Source organism: Sphingobacterium sp. UBA2610 (genome assembly GCF_002339225.1).
Classification (GTDB): Bacteria; Bacteroidota; Bacteroidia; order Sphingobacteriales; family Sphingobacteriaceae; genus Sphingobacterium; species Sphingobacterium multivorum.
Genome location: NZ_DDKA01000023.1, coordinates 210,867 through 235,609 on the forward strand (window position 1 = coordinate 210,867; position 24,743 = coordinate 235,609).

The following is a 24,743-nucleotide window of genomic DNA, read 5'->3' on the forward strand; positions in this document are numbered from 1 at the left end:
CAGGTTCAAGATTTGCTACCATATAGTAAAAAAGGCCGGAATAGTCCGGCCCTGATATATAGTTATGATCCCAATAATGGGATAGTCGGTTTCAAAAAATGCTGGCTTGACAAAGTGTAAATCAAGCCAGCAAAAGCAATCGTCTCATTTTTCGTATTAGGAACAACCAGAATGCAGTATTCGTTTGATCTTTTATAAAAAAGCCGAGCATCTGACTTAAGCCTCTTCCCTGTTACCCAAGAGCGCACTGGTACGAAACCCTTTTAAAATCATACCCTTATGTCTTTTGAAGAACTTGTTGATATGGCTTTCGTCTGTAAATCCAAATTCATAAGCCAGCAAAGCGGATGAGCTTCAGGCTCAAAAAAAACAGTTACATGCCTGTTATTTCATGTCAGTCTATTCAAGTGGTCGCGATATGCAGAAAATAGCATCCTTATTGGAAAATGGTATTTTAAAACCGCACATTTCGCATGTTTTCGGTTTCGACGAGATGGCAAAAGCTCATCTACAAATCGAAACCGGCCGTACCGTCGGAAAGATAGTGGTTACCTTATAAAACGGTCAGCGATGCAAAAAAATGTATCGAGATCACCATATACTATAATCCCTGCTGGTCTTTAACTGGTGGCTAATACTAAGACTCGTCTTTGGTATTTTTCACCAGACCGATACCGGCAAAAAAGAAAATCAAAGCTAAAACGCCCACTACCCCTAAATTGGTGTACGCAGTGCTTTTATTGATGAGTTCATAGCCTGTATAAATTAAACCGACAATACCAAGAATAGTCAGTATTGTTCCGAAAAAGCGTTTTACGTTCATAAATACTCGTTTAAAGTTATTGATTTTTAAAAATGAAATTTATTTATAATATTTATCCACTATACTTTTTAGGTTAATCCCTTTTCCCAATACAGGTTTAAAAATATCTCCTTCGCTCTGCATTCTTTCAATCGCGTTTAAAATATGAAAATCGCTTATTTTTAACCCTTTTTTCACTTCGTCCCAATGAAGTGGCATAGACACTGTCGCTCCTGGCTTGGGGCGGACAGAATATGCGGCTGCAATGGTCGCATGTGGCCTGTTCTGCAAAAAATCAAGATACATTTTCCCTTTGCGGTCTTTTATGGACCGCTCTAGACTGGTGAATTTAGGAAGCTCATGATGGACTAGCGTGACAATTACCCGGGCAAACTCTTTAGATTGTTCGTAGGTATATTTGCCACCGAGCGGTATATAGATATGAAGCCCTGTAGAGCCACTGGTTTTGCAATAGCTAGTCGCCCCCATATCATCCAATATGCTCTTTGTGACCTGAGCAGCTTCAACAACCTGATCAAACGAATTTTTGTCCGGATCAAGGTCAATTATACAAAACGATGGATTTTCAGGCTTTTTAACCGTACTGCTCCAGGGGTTCATTTCAATGCAGCCAAGATTTGCCATATAGAGCAATGTGGCTTCGTCCTTGCCCACAAGATAATGACGGTCCTTTTCATCTGTTTCACTGTGGTAGAGATAGGTCTCTGCCCATTCCGGTGCCGTATCAGTCACGTTCTTAAAATAAAAACCTTCGCCTTCAATGCCGTTCGGAAAACGGTTCATACTCTGTGGCCTATCCTTAAGATAGGGCAATATAAATGGAGCAGCCTGATAGTAATAATTGATGAGGTCTCTTTTGGTTATTCCCTCTTTCGGCCAAAACACCTTATCTAAATTGGTAAACTTTAGTTCATGGCCATTTACCTTTCTGACCTGGGTTTTATCGGTCGGATTTAATAGTGTTTTCCGCGGCCCTTTTACTCTGGGTGTAACAATTTTATCTTCCATATCGTCTACCATTTTTTCTGTAGGAGTTTCCTCCTCAAGAATTACTTTTTTGGCACTTTTATCTTCCCGCATTCCGTCAAACGAAGGATGCCGCATAATACCGTCGCTGGTTAATTCCGCAAAGCTCACCTCACAGACAAGTTCAGGTTTAAGCCATGTCACGGTAGCATGTGGCGGATTTGGCCTGAAACGCGAGGGCTTATTGACGTCGGGCTCTTCAGAAAAAGGTGCTTTATTAATAACAAGCGGTTTAAATAGCTTCATCATTTCTTTTTGAAGCTTAACATTAAAGCCAGTACCGACTTTTCCGGTGTAGATCAATTTTTTTCCTTCATAGACGCCTACAAGAAGGCTACTAAACTGCTTACTTGAATCATCATTCAGTGTATACCCGCCTATGACAACTTCCTGTCTTTTATTTGCTTTAATTTTAAGCCAGTCCTTTGATCGATTATGGAGATGATAGGTGCTATCTTTACGCTTCGCCATAATCCCTTCTAAACCAAGCTTTTTAGCTTCCTCCAGAAAATGTATTCCGGAAGTTTCAAAATGTTCACTGACCAGGATGCTGTTGCCTTTGGGAATGATTTCTTTTAAAATTGCCTTACGCTCGAGCAATGTTAGGTCTTTCAGGTCCTGTCCCTGATACCAAAGGATATCGAAAAGGTAATAAACCAGATCGCCATCCGCTTCACTCCGCCAATTTTGGAGCGAGCCAAAATTGGCCGTGCCGTTTCCACCTAAAACAACAACTTCCCCATCCAAGATGGCATCTAATTTCAGCTCCTTCAATTGATCATAGATGGGATAGAATTTTTCATTAAAGCTCTTGTCATTACGGGATTTTAGTTCCACCTCACCTTTATTCATAAAAGCTACTGCGCGATATCCATCCCACTTGACTTCATAGATCCAGCCCTCATCATCAAAGGGTTTATCGACCAAGGTAGCGAGCATAGGCTCGATATGGGAATAGAATCTTTGTCTTGGCGCATTTTTTAAAAGTGCCTGAATATTCGTTTTCTTTTTGGAAGTCGCCGTAGGAACAGCTTCAAGCTGATCATTGATTAGCTCAGATGCTTTGTTTTTTGTTGAACGCTTATCTTTTACCGTACTGTCTTTTTTGATAATATGTTTACCATAAACCTGATCGGGTGATTTTTCCATCTGTGGAATTGTCTTGCCTGAGATCACTGATTTATCTTTTGTTGTAATATCTTTCTCACTGGCATATTTATCGTCTAGTTTCATGAGCAGCCACCCGTTATCTCCACGTCCGTGGGCTTTAACAAGAGCGAACTCTCCTTTTAGCTTTTGACCATTGAGCTTAAATTTAAGCTTGCCGGAATAGAGCTGATGCAACAGGTCTTTTTCTTGTTTAGCTACTTCCTTAAGGCCACTTTCAGCTGGCTCATACGTCCCTTCATCCCAGACGATCACGGTACCGCCACCGTATTGACCTTTGGGGATCACCCCTTCAAAGTCTCGGTAATCATAGGGATGATCTTCTACCATCATAGCGAGGCGCTTAATACTAGGATCCATAGAAGGCCCTTTTGGTACTGCCCAACTTTTCAGAACACCATCCATCTCAAGACGAAAGTCGTAATGTAAATGAGAGGCATCATGTTTCTGCACAACAAAGCGTAGTTCAGTCCCACTTGGCTGTCCCCCAAACGGTTCCGGGGTTTTCTCTTCAGAACGCTTTTCACGATATTTCGATAGTCCCATAGCTATTTATTTACTTTACCCCCATTTTCTCTATAACACAATAGTAGCATGAAAAAGGTTTAAAATATTTCCCTCAAAATGTTGTTCAACTGTTTATTACTATTCATCATTTTGCTTCACAATAACATCTGTTGTATTTCTACCTAATTACAGTAAGGAAAAATTTGAGCGAAAAAGAACATAATAATCTTTGGATTTGACAGCCCGGGACCTGTTCAAAGGGATTGTACAGCATCGGTTAATATAGCGTTTACTGTCAAATTCTGTAAACAATGAAGCTAATCTTCATGAATCGAATTAACTTTACAAACGACAGCAATTTATCCATCATGAAGTTAGAATTATATCAAATAGATTCCTTTACAGAAGAAATTTTCCGGGGAAACCCAGCCTGCGTGGTACCGTTAAAAGAGTGGTTACCCGATGAGACACTGTTTAAAATTACACGTGAAAATGCGGTGGCGGAAACGGCCTTTTTCATAGATAACGGTGATACAATCCATTTAAGATGGTTTACACCTGAAATTGAAATGGACCTATGTGGCCATGCAACCTTAGCGACCGTCCATTGCCTGGTTAAGCACCTAGACTATCAAAAAAGCAAAATTGTTTTTGAAACGCAAGTAGGTGAATTAACTGTTGATATAAAAGACGAAGTTTATTATATGAATTTTCCATCCAGAATGCCACAGCCTTCCGCACTGCCCGACGTTATTAAAAACTCGCTTAACATCCAACCCAAAGAGACTTATAAATCAAGAGATTATGTTTTACTATACGAATCTGAGGAAGAGGTCAGAAACATCCACATTAACAGATCCATTTTTGATCTGATTAATCTTGATCCCGGAGGTGTGGTCGTCACAGCAACAGGAAACGACAGTGATTTTGTATCCAGATACTTTACACCGCAATCAACGATCCTCGAAGATCCCGTTACTGGGTCTGCCTATTGTTCCCTTATTCCGTTTTGGGCATCAAGATTGGGCAAGGATACTCTTTTTTCCCGTCAGCTGTCTGAAAGAGAGGGGCAACTTTATTGCGAAAACAAAAACGATAGAGTGATCGTGGCCGGTAAGGCCCGTACCTATTCTCAGGGTTTCATTTGGATCGATTAACGATCATTGCTTTAGAAGTACATCGTTAAAATGCTGTAATAAGAATAAAAAAAAACAACTTTAATCCAAACAGGAAAAAGCGAAGTGATCATAGCTTGTTAACCGATTACATCATTTTAATTCACTAAATTTGTAATATGGACAATAAGGTTATAGATAAGGTCGCATTGATCAGCATTTCGGATAAAAAAGTGTTGACGGCACTTTCCAAATCAAAGTCAAAGCTCTATTTGCCAGGAGGCAAAAGAGAACCTAATGAATCTGACATAGAATGTCTGAAGCGAGAAATTAAGGAAGAACTCAACGTTGAGGTCCAAGAAGATTCGATCCGTTATTTTGAGACCTTCCAAGCCCCGGCCGATGGCAAAGAGGCTGATGTAATCGTGAAGATGACCTGCTATTTTGCGGATTATTCGGGCACACTACAGGCAGCAAGTGAAATCGATCCATTTGAATGGATAACCCTCAGTGATGTTGGCAGAACCTCTGCCGTCGTCCGACTTATATTGGGAAAATTGAAAGAACTAGACCTGATCAACTAGTGCCAACCGGAGCTGCTGCGACTTTAATGGGCTTAGGATGAATACCAAGTTGTTTGAAAGTTTGTGCATGGCTCAGTAAAACAGTGAGATAAAGACAAAAAACCTTGAGGGGGGATCTCAAGGTTTTTACTACCTGTTATTAACCTAATTTATGAAAAGTATTCTTATAACAACGGTTGATTTGCTTTCGTTTTATTTTTTGTAAAAAAAGGCGTAGTTAGCTTCTCGAACATGGTTTTACCTTCAACCCCTATGTCCATTTAACAACGACAAGTAACATAAGCTAAAAATATGTCCTGCGCGAAGTTTTAATCATTCTACCACAATAGTTTCTTGATGAATGATAGCCCCACAATGATCTCGCTTGACATATCTATAGACTCCTTTTGGAAGATCTACCTGTAGCGAATCCTTTTTAGAAAGTGACAAGTAAACTGGAATAGCTGTTTTATCCAATTGATATTCCTTTTCATGATAAATGTAAATGGCCGATGTGCCTGATTTGGTCGAATCAGTATTCGGTATACTATAGCTGCGGTTTAAATCTTTTGCTCCAATCACTATTTTATCGCTATTCAGATTATTTGATAAATACAAGTCATAACCATTCAATATCTTGCTCTCGATAACATATACCAAATCATTAACATCGTTAATAGATAAAAACTTAACTTGATTAATTGTGTAAGGGTCAATTTTGCTTAGTTTCTTAAAATATTGAGCCATACTTTTGATTTCTCCGATATCTCCTTCTTCAATATGTCCTCCGCCAGCTAATACGATAAGTTTAACTTGATTTTTTGTAACGATTTCACTTTTTCTAATCAGATTTTTAGCTTGCTGTAGATCTCTATTGATTGTGTTTTCAAAATCTTCATAGCCTATTATTTTTAAGCCGTAAATTCTTGCTGTTCTGATGAGATTCGCCATATTAGGATCCCTGGTGTAAAATCCGCTCTCAACGTTTGGAAATCCCAGCTTATTAATTCGGTCGTCATCTTCGGATAGACCTTCTAAAGCAAGGACATTAAAGCCTTCTTTGTAAAGTTTTGGCAGTAAAAGATTGATTAACAAACGACAACGTGGTTGTAAATGATTCTCATTAAACATAACCACTCGATGTTCCTTAATTTTCTCTACCATTTGGTCAATGGTAATAGCCGTTTTTTCGACTGACTGTTGTTCTTGTTTAGTTTCGTTATCATATTGAACACTTTCACCAAGAAACGAACGATATGATTTTAATAGCTCGTTGGCAAATTGGCTATCTTCATTTTGCAGAACAAGTTTTTCCAGCGTATCTCTTGTAGACAAATAATTCGCATATCCCTTATCTTTAAAAATTGATTCAGCTAGATTATAATAATCTGGTTCTTGAACGGGCTTCTGCTCGACAAATTTCTCTCCGTAAACCAAAGAATTGTAGGACGTTTTTATGCCATTTAAAACATCTTTAACACTTTCTTGCATATCGGTGATTTCCGTCCTAACTTCACTGACCAAAAGAAATGAATCTCTGTGGTATGGGATCGCTACACGACTTATTATATTATCTCTATTTTTCTGGATACTACGATAATAAACACATTTATACATAGACGTATCTGCAGTGAACTTTGAGACATCTAAAGAAGTTTCCAAACTGCCGACAAAATACATTGGATTTCTTGTCACATCATATGTACCCCAAAAAACAATATTTTTTGATGGAAATTTTATCTTTCTTTTTCGAAAAATAGACCTGACATCTTTTAAATCTAGATACTTAGATCCAAAGTTTGCGTTCCCATAGAAGTCAATCTTTAGTCCTAAAGAATCATTTGTCAATTGATTCATTGCCCCTGGAGAAACCTTATTTAAGTTAGCTATTGGTATATTTACTGTTGTGCAGCTCGAAAGAAAAAAAAAGAATACCAAAATCTTACAGTGTATACTAAGCTTGGTATGGATCATAATGATAAGATTTTGGTTTAAATATCTATTAGCTATGTTTTGAATGAAGCATTACCTCCCTCTTAATCTTTCAAAGAGTTTCACTCTAATATAATAAAACACACTAATAAAGAAAGTATTTTTTTAAAACAGAATAAAAAGACAATGTATTGCTATTATAATAAATGTATTAAAAAAATCTATAAAAATCTGGACGATCGTTTAACCTCTATTTTGTTAAGCGATCGCCATACCATACTTTTTTTTGGAAAGCTATCGAACGATTGAAATTAAATTTTAAACAAGTAATTCAAAATTTAAATTAAATACTTCCCTTTGTTTTTACACAATAATTATTGATCTTAATCATAATATTTTGACGGAAAAAAAGATATGGATTGGATTACACGTGAAAGACCAAAGATCGATAGGATTGCTTGTCCATGGCTGATAAAGCGTTTTATAAATCCGGACGCAAAAATAATATATGCCCCCCTAGATACGGTCTTTGAAATTGCTAAACAAACGAACGCCATTCCGTTTGATATTCCTGGTGTAGAATACAGTCATTATGCAGACGAGTGTACATTTGACTATTTCCTTAAAAAACATGAATTAAACGATCCGGCATTAAAACGAATTGCTGCAATTGTTCGTGGTGCGGACACGGATAGACATGATTTAATGCCACAATCTGCAGGTCTCGAGGCGATTTTTTCAGGTCTAGCTTACAATATCAAGGACGACAATCAGCTTTTGGAGATCGGAATGGTCATTTATGACGGCCTTTATAGCTGGGCTCAACACCTCTACCGACTGAAACATAGCAATGAAGGGCCAACTGAGGTTTTGCTCCTTAAAATCTATCATGAACATTTAAATGATAAGCAAAAAGAAAAATCTCCGGAATGGACTGCATTATTGCGGGAAATGATACAGGATCAAATCGATACAAATACAACATTAAGCTTAAATCAACTTTCCGAAGAACTGGATATTAGTTCAAGCTATTTGTCACGCGAATTCTCAAAATATTTTGAAAACTTAAATTATGGTGAGTACATCCGTAAAAAAAGAATAGAAAAAGCCATTGAACTTATGTCTGACCGCTCAATTTCCCTTACTGACATTGCCTATCTGACAGGTTTTTCTGATCAAAGTCATTTCACGCGCATTTTTAAAAAATTTACAGGAAGTAATCCTTCAGAATATAGGAGGAAATCTTTTAAAAAGTAAGGAATATACAAAATAGTAAAATTTATTCTATTTTGAGATGTTACGTATTAGTTATACTTGCTTTTATAAAGCAGATATTATGAAACTAAACCGATACCACTCCTCTTACAATAAAACTTTTTGTGCAGCGATCATTATTATACTCTTATCATCATTACATTTAAGAGCCCAACAACCGAGCAAACTAGTTGCTTATGTTGGTATAGTAAACCCCATTGTTTCCCTATCATCTGGTACGATAACGCCAAATTTTAAAGATAGCTATCAGGTAGGTATGCCGACAGGTATCAATATACTTAGAGAAGGACACTTGGGATTTTCACTGGAAATGGTTCCCTACATTAAAGTAGCATCCGGGAACAGCAAAATGAGCAATTTCTTGTTCCATCCGGGCGTATTATTTCCCATCGGAAAGGAATTCACATTTATCGCCAGGGCTGCATTTGAAACTTCCGGACGATATGGGCTTACACCGGTATTAAGCAAGGTCATAACACATGGTCAGGCTGGAAAACTTTTTCTAGCAACTCCCTTCCCCGTCCGATTTGGCAATGAACAAAAAATTTCTATTGCTGCTGCTTTTCAATTCGGATATATATTCTAAATCGAATGGTGATCGATTAAAATTCCCAAATGAACAACAATAGTGGTGTTCATTTGTTGCAAGGGATAGTTTACTATTTATACATATCAATATTTTCAAACTATAATAGATCAGGATGAAAAATTTTAGAAATTTAACGTCACGCAGAACGCTATTGAAAATGGGATTGCTCCTAACAGGCAGCGGACTAGTTGGTCTTAAAACAGTTCATGCGTTTTCTACGACCACGTCGAATACGCATGATCTAACCGAGGCTGAAATCCAAGGAATTGAAAAGGCTTTAGGAAAGAAAGGAAAATATAACGCAAAAGAAGTTACACATAATACCAGTTTTCCCCGTAATGATCTAGCTGTGACCGTCAAAGGTAAGGATGTTCCTATATCTTTTGGCTTTGGAGGATGGGCTGCGATAAAGAGGACCATGGATGGAAAGAGTGCTGTGCTTATGAGTGATTGTGTTCTACTTCAGGAAGAAGTAAATCCCCTTATTACTGCTGCCCTTGAATCAGGTCTGGAAGTTGGGGCAATCCATAATCATTTCTTTTATGAAGAACCCCGAATCTTTTATATGCACATCCACGGAATGGGGGAACCAGTCGAATTGGCTCAGAAATACGCAGCAGCTATCTCAAACACTAAAATAGCTGTTGGAAATCAACCAGCACCACTGAATCAAAAACAAGATCCAGGGGATAAGATATTTAATGTTACCGAATTAAATAACATTATCGGTCATGAGGCCGCGATAAACGGCTCAACAATCAAATATACCGTAGGACGATTCGATTTAAAAATTATGGCAATGGGAGCCGAAATGACATCCTCGATCGGTTTAAACAGTTGGGCGTCATTTACCGGATCCGAAAACGAAGCCTATATTGCTGGTGACATCGCAATGTTAGACCATGAGGTCAATCAAGTTATCAGTACTTTAAGGAAACACCATATCGAAATTGTAGCAATCCACAACCATATGCTTGGAGATGATCCACACATGATCTTTCTTCATTACTTTGGAGTCGGTCCTTCTAGGGAGCTAGCACTAGCTTTCAGAGATGCACTTCTTGTACTCGGCAAAAAATCGCATGGCCATAATCATTAATCGAATTAATTGATCTATACGCTCCATTGTACTTTTGATAAGACGTGGTGTAATATGCGCTTATTATATACGGCAACTTTAAATTTGACTATAGGATGTACGCTAATCTATCTTTCTGTAAATAGCGGTAGGTCCATCCATTGCATCGATTGATAGGGTCAATTCTTCTGAACTAACGGAATAGATCTGTGGAACGCCATCTTTGACATCATCATATATGATATAAGATTCTTCCTTCCCTGTTATTTTACTTAGCTTTCTTTCAATGGAATACAGCCCCTTTTTTGTCGTGTTGTTACCCGTCATGAAATAATAATCTTTCACGCCAAATTGTACAATTTTACCATTTCCTTTATCAAAATTTTCCCGCTGCCCGGTAAATCCATTTATGGAAGCTTTTATCTCCCATTTACCAATAATTGATGCCATTGGCAACTTTTCATCTTTACTGCAGGAAAAAATTACTGCAATTCCGCCGACTAATAATGTAACTAATGCCGATCTTCTTTTCATCTCTGTGCCAGATTTATTGATTAGGTTATACTTATTCCAAAGAACGTATTTAGATTATATAATGCTACAGTTAATTCATTGAAAATATTGGCTATTTTTTCTCTTTCTTTCTTTTAATAAAGACCTGGCATCAGGTATATTTGTTGAATACCAATCGTTCAGCTTACCAATTGGCTTCTCCATCAATAATCATATCCAAGCGCTTCAAGCCGCTAACTTTCACGAAGCCGAGCACAGCGGAATAATATTAAGTTACTTGAAACTTCTAAGGCAATAAGATGTTTCCAGCCTTTCTTTGGGACAGTTATGACAGTGGATACGATATCTTGATATGGCTTCAGGCCAATCGATATTGAATCTACGAAGATATCCATTTTCAGGATGTTAATCTTTAGATAATCATCGCAAAAACTGGATTTCAAAAAAGAGTTTTATACTGTCTATTCATTTGTAATTCCCTACTTGACGAGTCTGTACTGGAAGTTTACGAATTAAACCACGATACACATTTGGCCACAAATTGCTCAAACTTTCGATCCGTATTTCGCATGACCGGGCCATGACCAAAGCATATCATAGAAGGATTTAATCCTGCTAACTTTTGGAGCGATCTGATGTTTTGCTGTTGATCCGACGTGAATATTTTTGGAGGGAGCCCTAGGCCAGGCACTGTAGTGAGCAGGTTCATATTTGTAGCAGCATCCCCGATTATCAATACACCATCCCGCTCACGGAATAAAGAAATATGACCGCCTGAATGGCCTGGAGTTTCTATGATCCGAAAGTTTCCAATGCTATCATTTTCAACGAGTGTACCATCGACTTTGTGGCCCTGCCCCGCCCAGTATTTTTGTTGAAGTTTTGCTAACCAATGTTTGGGATTTGGATAGTCATTAGTTACCATACCTGTTTCAGTCCTAAAAATTTCATTTTCATGGCAAAGTAAAGGTATTTCAAATTCATCACATAGTTGATCACTACAGCCCTGATGGTCTGCATGGGCATGGGTAAGCACATGTTGATGGACGGATATTTTCTGAAGGGCTCCCTTCACCGTATTATATGAACTGCGTATCCCACAATCAACCAACACACCCTCTACTATATAGCAGTTGATACTATTTCGTGGCATCAATGGTACATGAAAAACTTCTTGGGCAATTTGATGTAACATAGCTTTTTTTTGCAAAACTATGGCACTCTATAGAAATAAATAAGGACATTTGTCCTATAATACTTTGGCGCGATGTATTTGTCCCTTCGCTCTTGTAAGAGATCGCTGCGTGATGCCCAGATATGAGGCGAGGTCTTGTGTCGCTATGCGCTGAACGAGCTTTGGTTCATTCGAAAGGACATAATGATATTTATCGAGCGCTGACTTATTATTGTAATTCAGGAGGTATTGTTCCTTTTGGATATATTCCTGTTCCATCACAACTTGTATAACCTTGTTCCAAGAAGTCACTCGACCAAGCAGATATTGATAGTCAGCATAGTTTATCCGATGAATTATACTATCTTCTACAGCCCTGATACTCCTTCTGGATTTTTCCTGAGCGACAAACTCTGGAAATGAGGTTACAAACTCATTTTCAAATTTGAAACAAGTTATATTTTCTTTCCCCTCCTTGTCGATGGCATATGCTTTTACCGCACCACTGAATATAAATCCAATATGACGACAGGGTTCGTCCGCACGAATAAAAAAATCACCCTTTTTCAAATCGTGTGGTTTGAAGAACTGAACAGAAAAATTCATTTCCTCAGCTGACATTACCCCTATCGAGAATAGATGTTTTATTAGTGCATCTGTCATATCATCATGTTGTGTTTTCTATTGCTGTTGTTAAAAAGCTCGGGGTCCCATACCAAATCCTGCATACAAAATTAACAATAATTGACTATAGAAAAAAGTTGCTCTCTTTGTTCGGATTTCTCCACCTACCTGTGTCATAGTATGCGTATTTAAACGCCCGGATTCTTTTGGCATGGTTGGAGAATATTTCGCGATGATAATTTCTGAAATATCAATATCTTAATAAGGAACATTTCCCTTTCTTAGTTTCAAAACAACATGTTGAATTTGAGGTAAGAGTACTAAAATAAGAATGACAAAAATTAAACCTGTTAACATTAAATCATAATAATCCCTAATAGCACGAGCCAATATCTGCTGACCTACCATCTGATTCAAGTAGCCCGAGGATACTATTTTAGACGTATATATATCGCTGCCTGCATTTGCGTATTGTGCCTGAATATCCAATAAGGTAACAGGCAACTGAGGGTTCGTCTCCGTGAGTGATTCCCGAACTTTTTCCCTTACGGATGATTTTGCAAATAATTGAAGTTCGTTGTTAAGCGCCAGACTAGCTGTAAATCCTATGAACCTTGAAAATATACCAATCAGAGAGGCATTGATGGCAATTTTGGAAGGTGCTGACGCGGCGGTAAATGAAACAATCGGAACAAACAACACCCCTGTTGCCGCGCCATACATAAACATAGGCAGAAGGAAGTCGGTTGTTTCACCCTGTACAGAAACAAATAGTATCATATAGGTATAATATACCGCCATCAACCCAAAACCAACAATAATCATCCTGATCAGGTTGTACCCCATCAAGACAAATCGAGAAGTGATAAACATACTCAGTATAGTTCCAGCAATCACAGCAATCCATACCGGAATGGTACTCAATGGATGGTTTCCTAAAATTACTTCAAGATAACCATAGGCTAGCCCAGTGCTTCCTTTAAAGATATAAAAGGTAAAAAGAAGCAAAAGTCCAATAACGAAATTCTTTGCCCTAAAAATCTGTAAATTGATTAATGGTCTTTTAAGTTTTAATTCTCTGCTAATAAAAAGAGAAAGAATAATTAAATTAACTAAACAAAGTGTGCTGATTAATGAACTATCAAACCATCCCAGTTGTCGTCCGTACACAAGGATATATCCTACGATCATGATAAAAGACACATAAAGTAAATAGCCGATCCAGTCCACCTGATACAGTGGTATTTTTCTGGTAAACCGGGCCTTACCGTTCATGGTAAGTAAAACAACACTTGTCAGCATAATGACTACAATAACAAATCCGTAGAATATCCAGTTGAAATCAAAGAAATAAAGGATGACACTGATATAGATGGAGTAAAATGGCACCGCTATTTGTATACTGCCATAAAGGAGGCTGTAAGCAATCACACGGGCACGTACAGACTGTAACCTTGGAAAAATAAGCTGTAACACAATGCCCGACATTAATGCACAGGTAATGCCCTGCAAAAACTGACAGAAAACAAATAATATCCAATCTCTGAAATAAAAACAAACCACAGCACATAGCACATTTACCCCAAGTGCCAGCAGTAGATATTCCCTTGGCGCGAAATACTTTATGATTCTAAAATCCAGCGCCAGGAAAGCTACGGTTGAACCATAGATAACGACCATACCATATTGTACATCGGTAGCTTGTATTCCGTAAAAGCCCATCGCGGCACCTGGACTTCCGTAAAAGGCAAAACTAAACAGACTCGTCATGAGAATAGCAAATATGACAGACCTTGCCTTCCATTCGGATACCCAGGATTTAAAAATCGGTATTTTGTGTACTTGCATCGTTAGTTTTTTAAAACGTAAACATTCGCATTCATTCCGGCAGATAGCTTAGTTAATTTTTCGGGTATATCGGTCAGTTTAATTCGAACAGGAATCCGTTGGATAATTTTAACAAAATTACCGGTAGCATTATCTGGCGGAAGCAGCGAATACCGGGATCCTGTGGTTGGCGAAAGGGACTCGATACTGCCGTTGAATTTCTCATTCGGAAAAGCATCGACTTCAATAGATACCGCTTGACCGATTTTGAATTTCCCAATCTGTGTTTCTTTAAAATTTGCCATTACCCACTTTTCCTCGGCTCTGTTCACCAGGAATGCCAATGTCTGTCCGGGCTGTATCAGTTGTCCCGCCTGAATGGTCTTTTTCCCGATTTGTCCATCAAAAGGTGCTGTGATAACGGCATATCGAATATCCAACTCTTGTCTTTTGAGAAGTGCTTCTTTGATCTTTATTTCTGCCTTTATAGCATTGTGCTGTACCCTGAAATCATTTAATTTGGATTCAGCGACCTGCAAAGAAGCTTTTGTCTGGTCATAATCTGATTGGGTGATGAATAAAGTAGCACTGATGTTGTCGAATTTTTGTTGTGTGGTCGATTCGTCCGCGAGTAGATTTTTATAGCGGTCAAATTCTTTTTGCTGCTGGTTCAATCGTGCTTTAGCACCTTCCAATTGGGCCTTAATGACGGCAATGCTTTTAACCTGCGTTTCCTCGCTTGCCGCCAAGATCGGTAATTTGGCCTGCGCGCTCATGAGTTCTGCTGACGCAGCATCTCTCTTTAACCCGTACTCGTCCTGTTCGATCACTACAAGGGTATCGCCTTTTTTTACCTGCTGATTGTCCTTATAATATATTTTACGGATATAGCCCCCTACTTTTGCATTTATCGGGGAAAGATAGGCATCAATCTGAGCGTCGTTGGTCTGTTCATAGCGATATCCTTCGAAGAAATAAACAGCTGCCCAAATAATAATTCCCACGAATAATGTGATACCGAGCCATTTGGTTAGGTCTACAACAATTTTATCTGTTTTATTTTTGTTCATGATATTTGTATTAAAGAATTCCGATAATTGCCAATAGCCTGATATTCTTAAGTTTAACGTTTGTTTGTGCTGTTGTCAGATTAAATTTAGCTTCCAACAAAGCATTTTCGGCTTCCAGAAGATCGGTCAGAAGGGATTCCTGGTTTAAGTAGCTACTTCTGATAACACGAGCAGTTTCGGCGGTTTTAATGATATTTTGCTCTGCTGTTTCCATGCTTTCCAAGGCCTGTTTTTGCTGTAAATAAGCCTCTTTTACCTCAAGGTAGATCTCCTCTTTTTTAATATTTGCTTTTTCTCTTGCCTCATTACTGATCGCTTGAGCATGAGCGACGGAATGCTTGCTTTTGTATAGATTATCAATAGGAAACTGGACTTTGATCCCGGTCTGACCAAATCCCCATAGATCATTCGAATATGGATAAAATGAAATCTGCGGATAGGTGTAATTGTAAGTTGAATACAAGGAGATTTTAGGTAACAGCGTCGCTTTTACCTGCTTGATGTTCATTTCACTCAATTTGACAGCGCTATAGGCTATCTTGTATTCCGGCGATTTGTTAAATGCGATGTCTAGATAATCCTCATAACCACCTTGAGTGATAACCTTTAACTCGATTGTATCTTGGTATTTTATTTCAAGCTCAGCATCATTTTCTTTCCCCATCAGGATATTGAGCCGTTGTTTAGCGATTTCAATCTTCTTCGCGATATCAGAAAGGCTGAGTTCCAGTTGCGCTAATTTCACGGAGGTTCTTAATACATCGCTCTTTAGCACGGTGCCATTTTTATGCAAGCTTGCTACCAGTGTCAATTGTTTTTTTTCGGCTTCAATTTCTGCAGCAAGAAAATCCTGGAAATGCAGAAACTTATACAGATCAAAGTAAGCCGCTGCAACATTGTATTTTACACTGTGTTTTTGCAGATCGACTTCATATTGTGTACGTATCGCCTCTTCCTTTTTCATGGCGATGTTTCTTTTGTCCTTACCACCATTGTAAAGATTGACGTTCAGGTTGTAACCCACGCTGTAACCATAACCTTTTACAGGCACATCCTGCGGAGAAGAAAATAATCCATTGTCATAGATCAGGAATTTGGAATTGAGTTTTGCATCTCCACCAACAAAAAGCTCAGGCAACAAACGATCTTTCGCTTCCAATATTTCCAAATTGCTCTGCTGAAGATGTAGATCGGATAGTTTCAGTTGACGGTTATTTGTTTCGGCTACTTTCCAAATTTCTTCCAAGCTTAATACCAGCTCATTAGCTATATTTTGAGCATAGACTGATTGTACAAATAGGGTTAACAATAAGCTCAAAATCGGGACTATTTTATATTGTTTCATCGGTTTTGTTTATATATTTATTTCTTTTTACTAGCCATGGTTTTACAATCTTTTTCAATTCATCAAAAGCAAAAGTTAAATCTACCATTGGCATAAAAGCATAATTATACCCATAAGCAAACCAGAAAATATGTGCACTGTCAATTCCTTCATCTGAATGATGTAATTTATTAGCAGACTTTTGGTCTTGTGTTTCAAGTTGAAAATCTTTGCGCGATGTTATGATTTTATGTTTCATAATGACTTTACTATTATTACATATCAAAAGTATCCAGCATGGCGAAGTATCATTTTATATAATTAGCCTAATATTTGTTAAATTTGGCCATATGGAAATTCTGAGCCAAATCATACATATTGTTGATCAAAATCCTGATTCTATCCTGGTGATGCGACAGCAGACAGAACAACGTTTGCCTGCCCACCAGCACAAGAAGGCTCAGTTGTTATTGGTTTATGGCGGGATTGCTTACCTGCAGACTGACGAAAAGGATTTCTATATTCCCTCAAATCATTATATCTGGATACCAAAAAATTATCGGCACAACCTGATGTTCAACACCCAGGACCTGTCTATTATCAATATTTATTTTCCGGAGGAAAGTGTTGGTAATTTTTATGAGGAGTTGGGGATTTATCCGGTGAGTAAGCTGCTGGCAGAGATGCTTTCTTTTAGTGAGAAGTGGCAAGGTAATTATTACAAAGGTTCGTGGGAGTTTGAATTTTTAATCACGCTTAAAGGTGTATTATCAAAAGAAAATCTCAAAAAATTCTCCATACAACTTCCTACAACTGACGATCAAAGGCTAAATACCATAATTGAGAGTTTTAGAAATCGACTAAATGAAAATCTAAGCTTAGCTTTTATTGCTCAGCAATCGGGAATGAGTGTTCGTAGTTTGACCAGATTATTCCAAACCAAACTGCACATTACATTTGTTCAGTATTTAAAAATGCTACGGATTATTAAGGCAATGGAATTAATCAACGATACAGATTTGAATATGACCGAGATTGCGTATGATATTGGCTATTCAAATATAGCGGCTTTTAGCAATAACTTTTATCTGCTTACAAACATGAGACCTACGGAGTTTAAAATGAAGTAAGGAATAAAACTTTACAGTCCGCCTGTACTCGCTTTGATCTGCGCATTATGGTCAGAACTCTGTCATAGTTCAATACCGATAGGCCCATATCAACTGCATTCGCCCCCTAATCCCTGAAAACTAATGGAGTAACTTTAGTTAAGCGAAATTCTTGATCCATGTCAATCTTTTTTTTCGAAAAATAAAAGAACTTAGTCTATATATAAAAACAAAAGAAATAATATAAACAGATTTAAAAGGAATAGGATGAAAAAGATAGCAATTAATGGATTTGGTCGCATCGGACGCGCTGCCTTAAAAATAATAACAGAAACTGCCGATCTTGAGGTCGTTGGAATTAATGATCTGATGAGTATTGAAAACGCCGCATATCTGCTTAAATACGATAGTAACTATGGGAAATATGAAAAAGATGTGCGTATCGAAGGAGATACAATTGTGGTCGATGGAAAGGTGGTTAAATATACAAGTATCAGGGAGATTGAAAAGTTACCTTGGAAAGATATCCAAGCGGATATCGTTATAGAGAGTACGGGTATTTTCACAAACAAACCGGACGCTGAAAAACACTTGACTTCTGGAGCAAAATTTGTCGTCATTTCTGGTCCTACTAAAGATACGCCGACAGTGGTCCATGGAGTAAATACCGAAGATGGCAGGGTGTCTGTTTTTTCATGCGCAAGTTGTACCACCAACAATATAAGTCCAGTAATCGAAATATTAGGCAGGAGACTGGGAATAAAAAAGGCCATACTAAATACCACACACGGTTATACAGCTTCACAGGCATTGGTCGACGCTCCATCAAAAAAAGAACCGCGTATGGGACGGGCTGCAGGCATTAACCTTGCCCCCGCGGCCACGGGGGCTGCAATAGCGACGACAAAAGCACTTCCGCAATACGCCGGAAAGTTTGACGGTATAGCTGTTAGGGTACCTGTTCCAGTAGGATCCATCTCCGATATTACGTTTATTGCAGAAAGGTCCACCACAATCGAAGAGATCAACCAAATTTTGATCGAAGAGTCAAAAACTGATCGCTATAAAAAGGTGCTAACGGTAACCGACGAGCCCTTGGTATCTACCGATATTATCAAAAGTCCATTTGCAGCGACAGTAGATCTAGAAATGACTCGAGTTGTCGATGGCGACCTGGTGAAAGTGATGGCTTGGTATGACAATGAATGGGGATTTACCAACCAAATGATCAGACAAATTCAATCGATTTAGTGCGGTAGCAACGAAGAACTTAACGTGCGAGGCGTTATCTAAAGGTTAGATAGCCCCTTCTTAATACAATTTTATACTTCTTGCAGCCCAGTCAAATAAAGTAAGCAGCATGAGTATTCAAATATTCAACTTTTAAACAAATCTTTCATTTTGTTAAAGTCCTGCTTAGGTTTTTTACAGCGATAGATCGTTTGCAGCACCCAATCTTCGCTACTTGCATAGGGACTATATAATTTTCGCACAGGAACAACTTTTTCGAAAAAAGGACAAAAGAAATTGTCACCGGTATCGTTATAACAAATGGCAATCACCGTTTGGGGCATCCGGCCTGTCGGTGCCCAGTTATAGAAGCTACCGTGATAACAAAAGGCGTTCGGAAGCCCATATGTACTCTTCATCAGTTCGACTGCACCCTCCTGCGAGTAATGTTTGCCCCAAATAAGACAACTTGCTTTTTCATTCGGGGGTAAACTGTCGTATACTGAGCGTAATTCATGCATACCCGTTTCCCATTTTTGCAGGTCCAAGTTGTTTTACAATTGTGCCAAAGCGTTTTTTACGCGCTCACGGTTTGGTTTAGATACTGGTATTTTCTCACGGTTTGCCAATAGTAAAGTCCCGCCGTCTTCCTTAAGCCAACTTTGGATATAAAAAGGGTTTATAAGGTGACTTTGGTGTGTTCGAATAAAGTTGTGTGGAATTAGTATTTCGCTGTATTCTCTTAACGGTTTTGAAGAAATTATTTTCTCTTCATTTAGTAAGTGAAAAACGGTATATGTATCGTCTGCTTCGCAACGTATAATATCGCTAATGAGTAAGTATCGAGTTTCGTTTTGAAAAGCAAGAGCTATCTTCTGAGGCACCCTCTGTTTCGATGTCAACTGCTGAATCAGAAATTCTACCCCGGGATTCTGCACTATTGTACTTACTTTTTTGCAAGCCTTTTCAACGGCCAATTTGAGCTCGTCTATATCAATGGGTTTTAGAAGATAATCTAATGCCGCATGTTTTATGGCTTGTATACCATATTGGTTGTATGCTGTAACAAAAATGACCTGAAAGTCTATTGTTTCAAAATCCTTAAGCAGGTCAAAACCTGTCTGACTCCCCATTTCTATATCAAGAAATACCAAATTGGGTCTATTATTTTTAATTAAGCTCGCTGCTTCAGTAATCGTATTTGCGATTGCCACAACTTCAACATGTGGACAATACTTAGCCAATAGCGCCTTTAAATTTTTGGTATTTGAAATTTCATCGTCCACTAAAATAGCACGTATCATAATAACCAGTTTTTAAAAATTAAAGATACGCATGTCCCCGTACTTTTAGATTCTGTATCTATGAAAATATTTGTCTCTGGATGCAATTCATTCCAAAGCTGTATACGCTCATTGGTTAACCTGATTCCTAATCCGAATGGTGTATGTGCTATATCATACCCTCGACCATTATCAAATATAGTTATTACCATATCACTCTCCTTCCTCTCAAAATATAAGCTAACCTTTCCACGTTCCTTCAATTCTGATATCCCATGTTTTATGGCATTTTCAACCAATGGTTGTAGGAGCATTGTTGGTATTTCGATGTTATTAGGATCAAGATCGCTAACATCAATCGCATATTCAAAACCAAATCGTAGCTGTTCCATCTGAAGATAATCGGTTAAAAGATTGCGCTCATCCGTGAGTGTATTTACCGATTCACTATCCAGCACATTTCGGGTGAGACGGGCAAATTTGCTTAAATACCTATTTGCATTGTCCACATCATTGTTATTTATAAAACTCTGAATGCTAGCGAGCGAATTGAAAAGAAAATGAGGATTGAGTTACGCCTGAATCGAGATCAGTTTAGTTTCCGATATTTTTTTATTTAAACTCTCTTCTCGGATTTTTTTTTCTATTTCTTCTACGCAGTACATAAATTAGAAGAAAGCTTATAATGCTAAAGATAATAATTAATGATAGAGACCACATGATCATATCTTGCATAGAGAAAGTTCTATCAATTTGTATTTTGACATTTTGTCTAAAACTAGACGATTCCATCTCTTGCTCCGTCATATTCTCTAATTGTGGTCGAATAATGATTTCATATTCTCCAGAATTTTTGAAATTCTCCCGACCTATTGAAATATTCGGTTGCTCTATTCCATCTACAGTGTAAAAACTGTAATTCCAAGAATTACTTTTAAATACAATGTTGCCAGTTTCCTTTTCTTTTACCAATAACGAGTAAATGGAACTGTAATCATTTTTTCTAACTGCAACCTTCAGACCTGTAACATCATTGTCCAAGATAATTTTCGACGCATCTGTTTTCATTTCAACCGCAGATCGATTTGATCTATCAATTAGCTCCCTTCCAAGAAAGATAATATCAGTTTTTGGGATCGCTGTGTTATATATAATCACGCTTCCCTGTTCTGAAGGATCTTTTTCGTTATATAAGGTTACAGAAATGGTCTTATTTCGGATCTCCGTTATTGGCAATTCTGCTATATAACCAAATAAGCCGTGTTTGTTAAAGGTCAGGTCCTCTAAGCGTCCGGATAACAACGTATTTTTTAAATCATCGACAACAGCAAAGCGATAGTTCTTTATGCCTGAAAGTAGTTTAGTACGAATTTTGAATTGTACCCTATTTCCATTATTGATATAAGTCAGCGCTTGGTTGCTTATGTTGGGAAACCTGTTTGCATAGCTCCTAATTTTACTTAGGCTATCGAAGGAGGCACCGATGCTTATTCCTGCAATATCTATACTCCCTAAATAATATTCTACCTTTTTGTCTATTGAATATTGTTCGCCCTTGCTGCTAACCTGAGCAACAATGGGTATCCAAAAGAATATAGCGATTAGTAAAAACGTGTTTTTTTTCATGATCTGCCGTTTATACTTACAAAACTCTATAATTATTAATTTAAAAAAAATGCAAAAACAGTATTGCTCTCCGCTCACTTGGTAAACTATACGCCAGGATCAGGATTTAATCATTTGAGCGCTCATCACAATTACGCTCTTATATAGAAAGGTATAAACACAAAGTCGACATAGCCGGACTCTATCTTATTGTATCCGACCGCATTCGCTTTCGAGAGTCGCTTTGCGATTACGTTGATCCTTATTCGCGCCATAAATGAACCTATTAGTTGAAGCTCAGACGTACCTGTCTTGATTCGTAGTAGCCATAACTTGACGAAAGCAATCCTGCTAGATTTTGCGAGTATTTAACTCGGTTACCTTTATATTCGGAGCGCCTATGCTGTTCTGGACATAATCATAAAGACCTCCCCTCCATAAGAAGAATTTTCCAATCAATAAGAGCTTCGGTAAAGAAGTCATTTAGGTTACAATAAGATCTGATTTTTTCACTTGGGTTACTGAGATATCACGGAGATAAGCGCCTTATACAAGTAATAAAAATAGGTATAAAAGCTTAAATATTCAAAGGGGGGGAAACTACTCAGTATCAAATTGAAGGATCCCCTTCCCCTCGCGAATTGATTTATAAATACTATCCCGCAGTTTTGGATCTATGTTTTTTTGTTTAATGTATTTTAAAAAACCTGTAATGGTGTCATTATGATGATATATTCTTTCAGCACTACTCTTTTTCAATAATAATCTGTGATTACCAAGCAGATCCATTTCAGTTAATTCAATAGTTGAATGTATAGGTATTGGATCAGATAAGTTCACCTTGAAAGTTGGAACCTTTGATTTTAATAATACCCGATCCACCGTTCCTATTTTTTGATCGTTGAAATAAATATCATTGGGCATGGATGCTATTGTCTTTTCTTCTCTGAATTCCAGAAAATACTGTTTTTCCCTATCGAAATTACACCCCATCAAAAGTACGACCTCAATTAGTATTATTTTTACAGGTGAATATCTCATAATGCGTCTATAAATTATCAGGGATTAAATCTCAAATACTTAAGATTCATTAAAGTCCCCATTTTTAAATTCTCCCAATCTTCTGCTTTCGTATGTTCAAATACAATTTGACAGCTAATCTTTTCTGTGGCAGCTGGCTTAGGAGTGCCGTCGGGGCACCTCCTTTTCATGTTATTGCTCCATACGATTGGTCGGTTACTGGGATGCAGTAACAGGACTGGGTTTACGATCAAACATAACCGGTTTTTCACTACCGTCCAACAGAATTCCTATACCTTGAATCTGACCGTCCACATCGCTAAAGAAGTTAAAGAGAAGATTACTTGGTTCAGGATCCGCTGCGCCATCTTTATCGACAGACCGTGGGTCAAAAACATCATAATGTCGGTGGATAAGGACAACCTTCTCATAACCGAGTTCACTGTATAGCTTGTTATCCTTAAGCCTTACCTCAATAATTCCATATGCAGGATTCTCAAAAGAACCAGTGTACTGTTTTAAGGAATGGGAAGGGTTCGTCGCTGGAATGGGCAACTTTTCTTCTTCTTTTTTAACATGACGCAGCGAATCGATTTCAGCCTTTTTTTCACCATTCCAGTCGATTGGATTCAAACCAAGAAGTATATCCGCTATAGAATTTCTGACCACCGTAGGAACTTTAGATACGTTTTGATTGGTTAATACGACAATTCCGAGTGTATCTGTTGGAAAAAATGCCACATTCGCAGAAAATCCGTTAATATTTCCACCATGTTCTACTTGATAATGTCCTCTATAGGAGCCAATCATCCAGCCTAATCCATAATTGGAAAGGAAAACATCTTTGTGTTTGTCCGGTAAAGCGGCATCCATCACCATTTGGGAGCTCGCAGCCTCCTTTATGTAATTTGCAGGGAGTATTTCTTTCCCATTGAAATAACCTCGGTTGAGCCAAACCTTGAGCCAATTAGACATGTCATTAGCACTGCTATTTATGCTTCCTGCCGGCCCCATGCCACTAATATTATAATAATCAATTAGTTTTATCGTGTTATCTTTGGAAAGTGTATAAGGCAAAGATGCATCGCTATCCCGTTGGAAGGCTAAGAGATTGGTGTTAGAACGGGTCATTTGTAGAGGGGTAAAAAACTTTTCCTGTATATTTTGTTCCCATGTCTTACCACTCAATCGCTCCACAATCATTCCTTGAGCAAGGTACATAAAGTTATTATAGAACCATTTCATGCGCAGGCCTGAACTGGGTTTCATAAATCTGACCCGTGAAATCAGACTATCTCTATTTTTACTATTGAACAGAAACCAAGATAAATCATAGCGGGACAAGCCTGTCCTATGCGCCATTAGGTCTTTAACCACGATTTGATTATCCATCTCATCATTGTAAAACCGTAACGCAGGCAGTAAAGATACCGCTCTGTCCTCAAATGTCAGTTTGCCATCCGCTCTCAACAAACCTAACAATGAAGCGGTAAAAGCTTTGGAGCTCGAACCGATTGCAAAAAGCGTATTCGGTGTAACAGGTTTTTTATTCGCGAAATCACGATAGCCAAATCCCTTATTATAAATTATTTTATCGCCTTTTACAACAGCAACGGCAAAACCCGCCACATGATGATCTTTTAAAACTTGGCCGAGAACAGAATCAATTGCTTTAAATTGATCTTTCTGCCCACCTACTTTCCCAACCTGAGAAAATAGTGAAAAAGAAAACCAGGAACAAAAAATAAAGGTTAAAAGGAATTTCATATCAAATTGGAATATATACGAAAATACTTATTCAACATGATTCCCGCAAACTACTGGAGACATTGCCTTTAATTTTTTTATTCCTGGTTGTTCTTAGGAGGTTGCTGAATTTTACGATAATA

General features: G+C 38.0%; 23 protein-coding genes and 2 pseudogenes. 8 read left to right on the forward strand and 17 right to left on the reverse strand.

The annotated features are described in order from the left end of the window. Positions 1-379 precede the first annotated feature (379 nt). Positions 380-559: pseudogene (locus B4Z47_RS16835) on the forward strand (zinc-binding dehydrogenase); the annotation flags it as partial. A gap of 78 nt (positions 560-637) precedes the next feature. Here the strand turns inward: B4Z47_RS16835 and B4Z47_RS16840 are convergent. After that, positions 638-823, reverse strand: a complete 186-nt coding sequence (locus B4Z47_RS16840) for a hypothetical protein (RefSeq protein WP_046675983.1) — start codon at positions 821-823, stop codon at positions 638-640. A 39-nt stretch (positions 824-862) separates the two neighbouring features. After that, a complete protein-coding gene (gene ligD / locus B4Z47_RS16845) occupies positions 863-3,562 on the reverse strand; it encodes a DNA ligase D (RefSeq protein WP_115048204.1) in 2,700 nt (899 codons plus the stop codon). Between the two features lie 329 nt (positions 3,563-3,891). On the opposite strand from ligD, the gene B4Z47_RS16850 reads away from it, so the two are divergent. Both B4Z47_RS16850 and B4Z47_RS16855 read left to right on the forward strand, forming a co-directional pair. Then, on the forward strand, positions 3,892-4,680 hold the full coding sequence (locus B4Z47_RS16850; protein ID WP_070568473.1) for a PhzF family phenazine biosynthesis protein: 789 nt from the start codon (positions 3,892-3,894) through the stop codon (positions 4,678-4,680). Between the two features lie 137 nt (positions 4,681-4,817). Then, a complete protein-coding gene (locus B4Z47_RS16855; protein WP_115048201.1) occupies positions 4,818-5,222 on the forward strand; it encodes an NUDIX hydrolase in 405 nt (134 codons plus the stop codon). A 312-nt stretch (positions 5,223-5,534) separates the two neighbouring features. Here the strand turns inward: B4Z47_RS16855 and B4Z47_RS16860 are convergent, their stop codons facing one another. Next, positions 5,535-7,175, reverse strand: a complete 1,641-nt coding sequence (locus B4Z47_RS16860; RefSeq protein WP_147282027.1) for a hypothetical protein — start codon at positions 7,173-7,175, stop codon at positions 5,535-5,537. 372 nt (positions 7,176-7,547) lie between these two features. Between B4Z47_RS16860 and B4Z47_RS16865 the strand changes: the two genes are divergently transcribed. From B4Z47_RS16865 to B4Z47_RS16875, 3 genes are all read left to right on the forward strand, one after another. Then, the gene (locus B4Z47_RS16865) at positions 7,548-8,390 is read left to right on the forward strand and encodes a chromate resistance protein ChrB domain-containing protein (RefSeq protein WP_115048197.1); all 843 of its coding nucleotides are present in this window, start codon (positions 7,548-7,550) and stop codon (positions 8,388-8,390) included. A 79-nt stretch (positions 8,391-8,469) separates the two neighbouring features. After that, positions 8,470-8,994, forward strand: coding sequence for a hypothetical protein (locus B4Z47_RS16870; protein ID WP_286727698.1), 525 nt, complete (start codon positions 8,470-8,472; stop codon positions 8,992-8,994). 115 nt (positions 8,995-9,109) lie between these two features. Further along, positions 9,110-10,096, forward strand: a complete 987-nt coding sequence (locus tag B4Z47_RS16875; protein WP_201303517.1) for a DUF1259 domain-containing protein — start codon at positions 9,110-9,112, stop codon at positions 10,094-10,096. Positions 10,097-10,198: 102 nt separating this feature from the next. On the opposite strand, the gene B4Z47_RS16880 is transcribed toward B4Z47_RS16875, so the two are convergent. From B4Z47_RS16880 to B4Z47_RS16910, 7 genes are all read right to left on the reverse strand, one after another. Beyond that, positions 10,199-10,609: a hypothetical protein gene (locus tag B4Z47_RS16880; RefSeq protein WP_147282025.1), complete on the reverse strand. Its 411-nt coding sequence runs from the start codon at positions 10,607-10,609 to the stop codon at positions 10,199-10,201. Positions 10,610-11,093: 484 nt separating this feature from the next. After that, positions 11,094-11,783 carry an MBL fold metallo-hydrolase gene (locus tag B4Z47_RS16885; protein WP_115048190.1) on the reverse strand — a complete coding sequence of 230 codons (690 nt, stop codon included), beginning with the start codon at positions 11,781-11,783 and terminating at the stop codon, positions 11,094-11,096. Positions 11,784-11,837: 54 nt separating this feature from the next. Continuing rightward, positions 11,838-12,425, reverse strand: coding sequence for a Crp/Fnr family transcriptional regulator (locus tag B4Z47_RS16890; RefSeq protein ID WP_115048188.1), 588 nt, complete (start codon positions 12,423-12,425; stop codon positions 11,838-11,840). Between the two features lie 219 nt (positions 12,426-12,644). Then, positions 12,645-14,234 carry an MFS transporter gene (locus B4Z47_RS16895; RefSeq protein WP_115048186.1) on the reverse strand — a complete coding sequence of 530 codons (1,590 nt, stop codon included), beginning with the start codon at positions 14,232-14,234 and terminating at the stop codon, positions 12,645-12,647. Between the two features lie 2 nt (positions 14,235-14,236). Then, complete coding sequence (locus B4Z47_RS16900) at positions 14,237-15,283, reverse strand: HlyD family secretion protein (RefSeq protein WP_115048184.1); 1,047 nt, start codon at positions 15,281-15,283, stop codon at positions 14,237-14,239. A 10-nt stretch (positions 15,284-15,293) separates the two neighbouring features. Further along, positions 15,294-16,628 (reverse strand): TolC family protein, encoded by a 1,335-nt coding sequence (locus tag B4Z47_RS16905; protein ID WP_115048182.1) that lies wholly within the window; start codon positions 16,626-16,628, stop codon positions 15,294-15,296. Continuing rightward, positions 16,615-16,866, reverse strand: coding sequence for a hypothetical protein (locus B4Z47_RS16910; protein ID WP_115048180.1), 252 nt, complete (start codon positions 16,864-16,866; stop codon positions 16,615-16,617). Before B4Z47_RS16910 ends, B4Z47_RS16905 begins: the two co-directional genes overlap by 14 nt. 91 nt (positions 16,867-16,957) lie before the next feature. Between B4Z47_RS16910 and B4Z47_RS16915 the strand changes: the two genes are divergently transcribed. Together B4Z47_RS16915 and B4Z47_RS16920 are read left to right on the forward strand one after the other, a co-directional pair. Beyond that, positions 16,958-17,737, forward strand: coding sequence for an AraC family transcriptional regulator (locus B4Z47_RS16915; RefSeq protein WP_070568799.1), 780 nt, complete (start codon positions 16,958-16,960; stop codon positions 17,735-17,737). A 246-nt stretch (positions 17,738-17,983) separates the two neighbouring features. Then, positions 17,984-18,967, forward strand: coding sequence for a type I glyceraldehyde-3-phosphate dehydrogenase (locus tag B4Z47_RS16920; RefSeq protein WP_070568495.1), 984 nt, complete (start codon positions 17,984-17,986; stop codon positions 18,965-18,967). A 125-nt stretch (positions 18,968-19,092) separates the two neighbouring features. Here B4Z47_RS16920 and B4Z47_RS16925 read toward each other — a convergent pair whose 3' ends face one another. The 7 genes and pseudogenes from B4Z47_RS16925 to B4Z47_RS16950 all read right to left on the reverse strand — a co-directional run bounded on the left by B4Z47_RS16925 (position 19,093) and on the right by B4Z47_RS16950 (position 24,621). Beyond that, entirely contained in the window at positions 19,093-19,467 is a 375-nt protein-coding gene (locus B4Z47_RS16925) for a hypothetical protein (protein ID WP_070568498.1), read from the reverse strand. 33 nt (positions 19,468-19,500) lie between these two features. After that, the gene (locus tag B4Z47_RS16930) at positions 19,501-20,250 is read right to left on the reverse strand and encodes a LytR/AlgR family response regulator transcription factor (protein WP_070568500.1); all 750 of its coding nucleotides are present in this window, start codon (positions 20,248-20,250) and stop codon (positions 19,501-19,503) included. After that, positions 20,247-20,621: an ATP-binding protein gene (locus B4Z47_RS16935; protein ID WP_349676666.1), complete on the reverse strand. Its 375-nt coding sequence runs from the start codon at positions 20,619-20,621 to the stop codon at positions 20,247-20,249. Before B4Z47_RS16935 ends, B4Z47_RS16930 begins: the two co-directional genes overlap by 4 nt. Continuing rightward, positions 20,613-20,789 (reverse strand): annotated as a pseudogene (locus tag B4Z47_RS24605) (histidine kinase); the annotation flags it as partial. The gene B4Z47_RS16935 and the pseudogene B4Z47_RS24605, both read right to left, overlap by 9 nt. Positions 20,790-20,841: 52 nt before the next feature. Beyond that, on the reverse strand, positions 20,842-21,855 hold the full coding sequence (locus B4Z47_RS16940; protein ID WP_115048174.1) for a hypothetical protein: 1,014 nt from the start codon (positions 21,853-21,855) through the stop codon (positions 20,842-20,844). Between the two features lie 579 nt (positions 21,856-22,434). Continuing rightward, positions 22,435-22,875 carry a hypothetical protein gene (locus B4Z47_RS16945; protein ID WP_115048173.1) on the reverse strand — a complete coding sequence of 147 codons (441 nt, stop codon included), beginning with the start codon at positions 22,873-22,875 and terminating at the stop codon, positions 22,435-22,437. A gap of 195 nt (positions 22,876-23,070) precedes the next feature. After that, a complete protein-coding gene (locus tag B4Z47_RS16950) occupies positions 23,071-24,621 on the reverse strand; it encodes a serine hydrolase (protein ID WP_115048171.1) in 1,551 nt (516 codons plus the stop codon). Positions 24,622-24,743 lie beyond the last annotated feature (122 nt).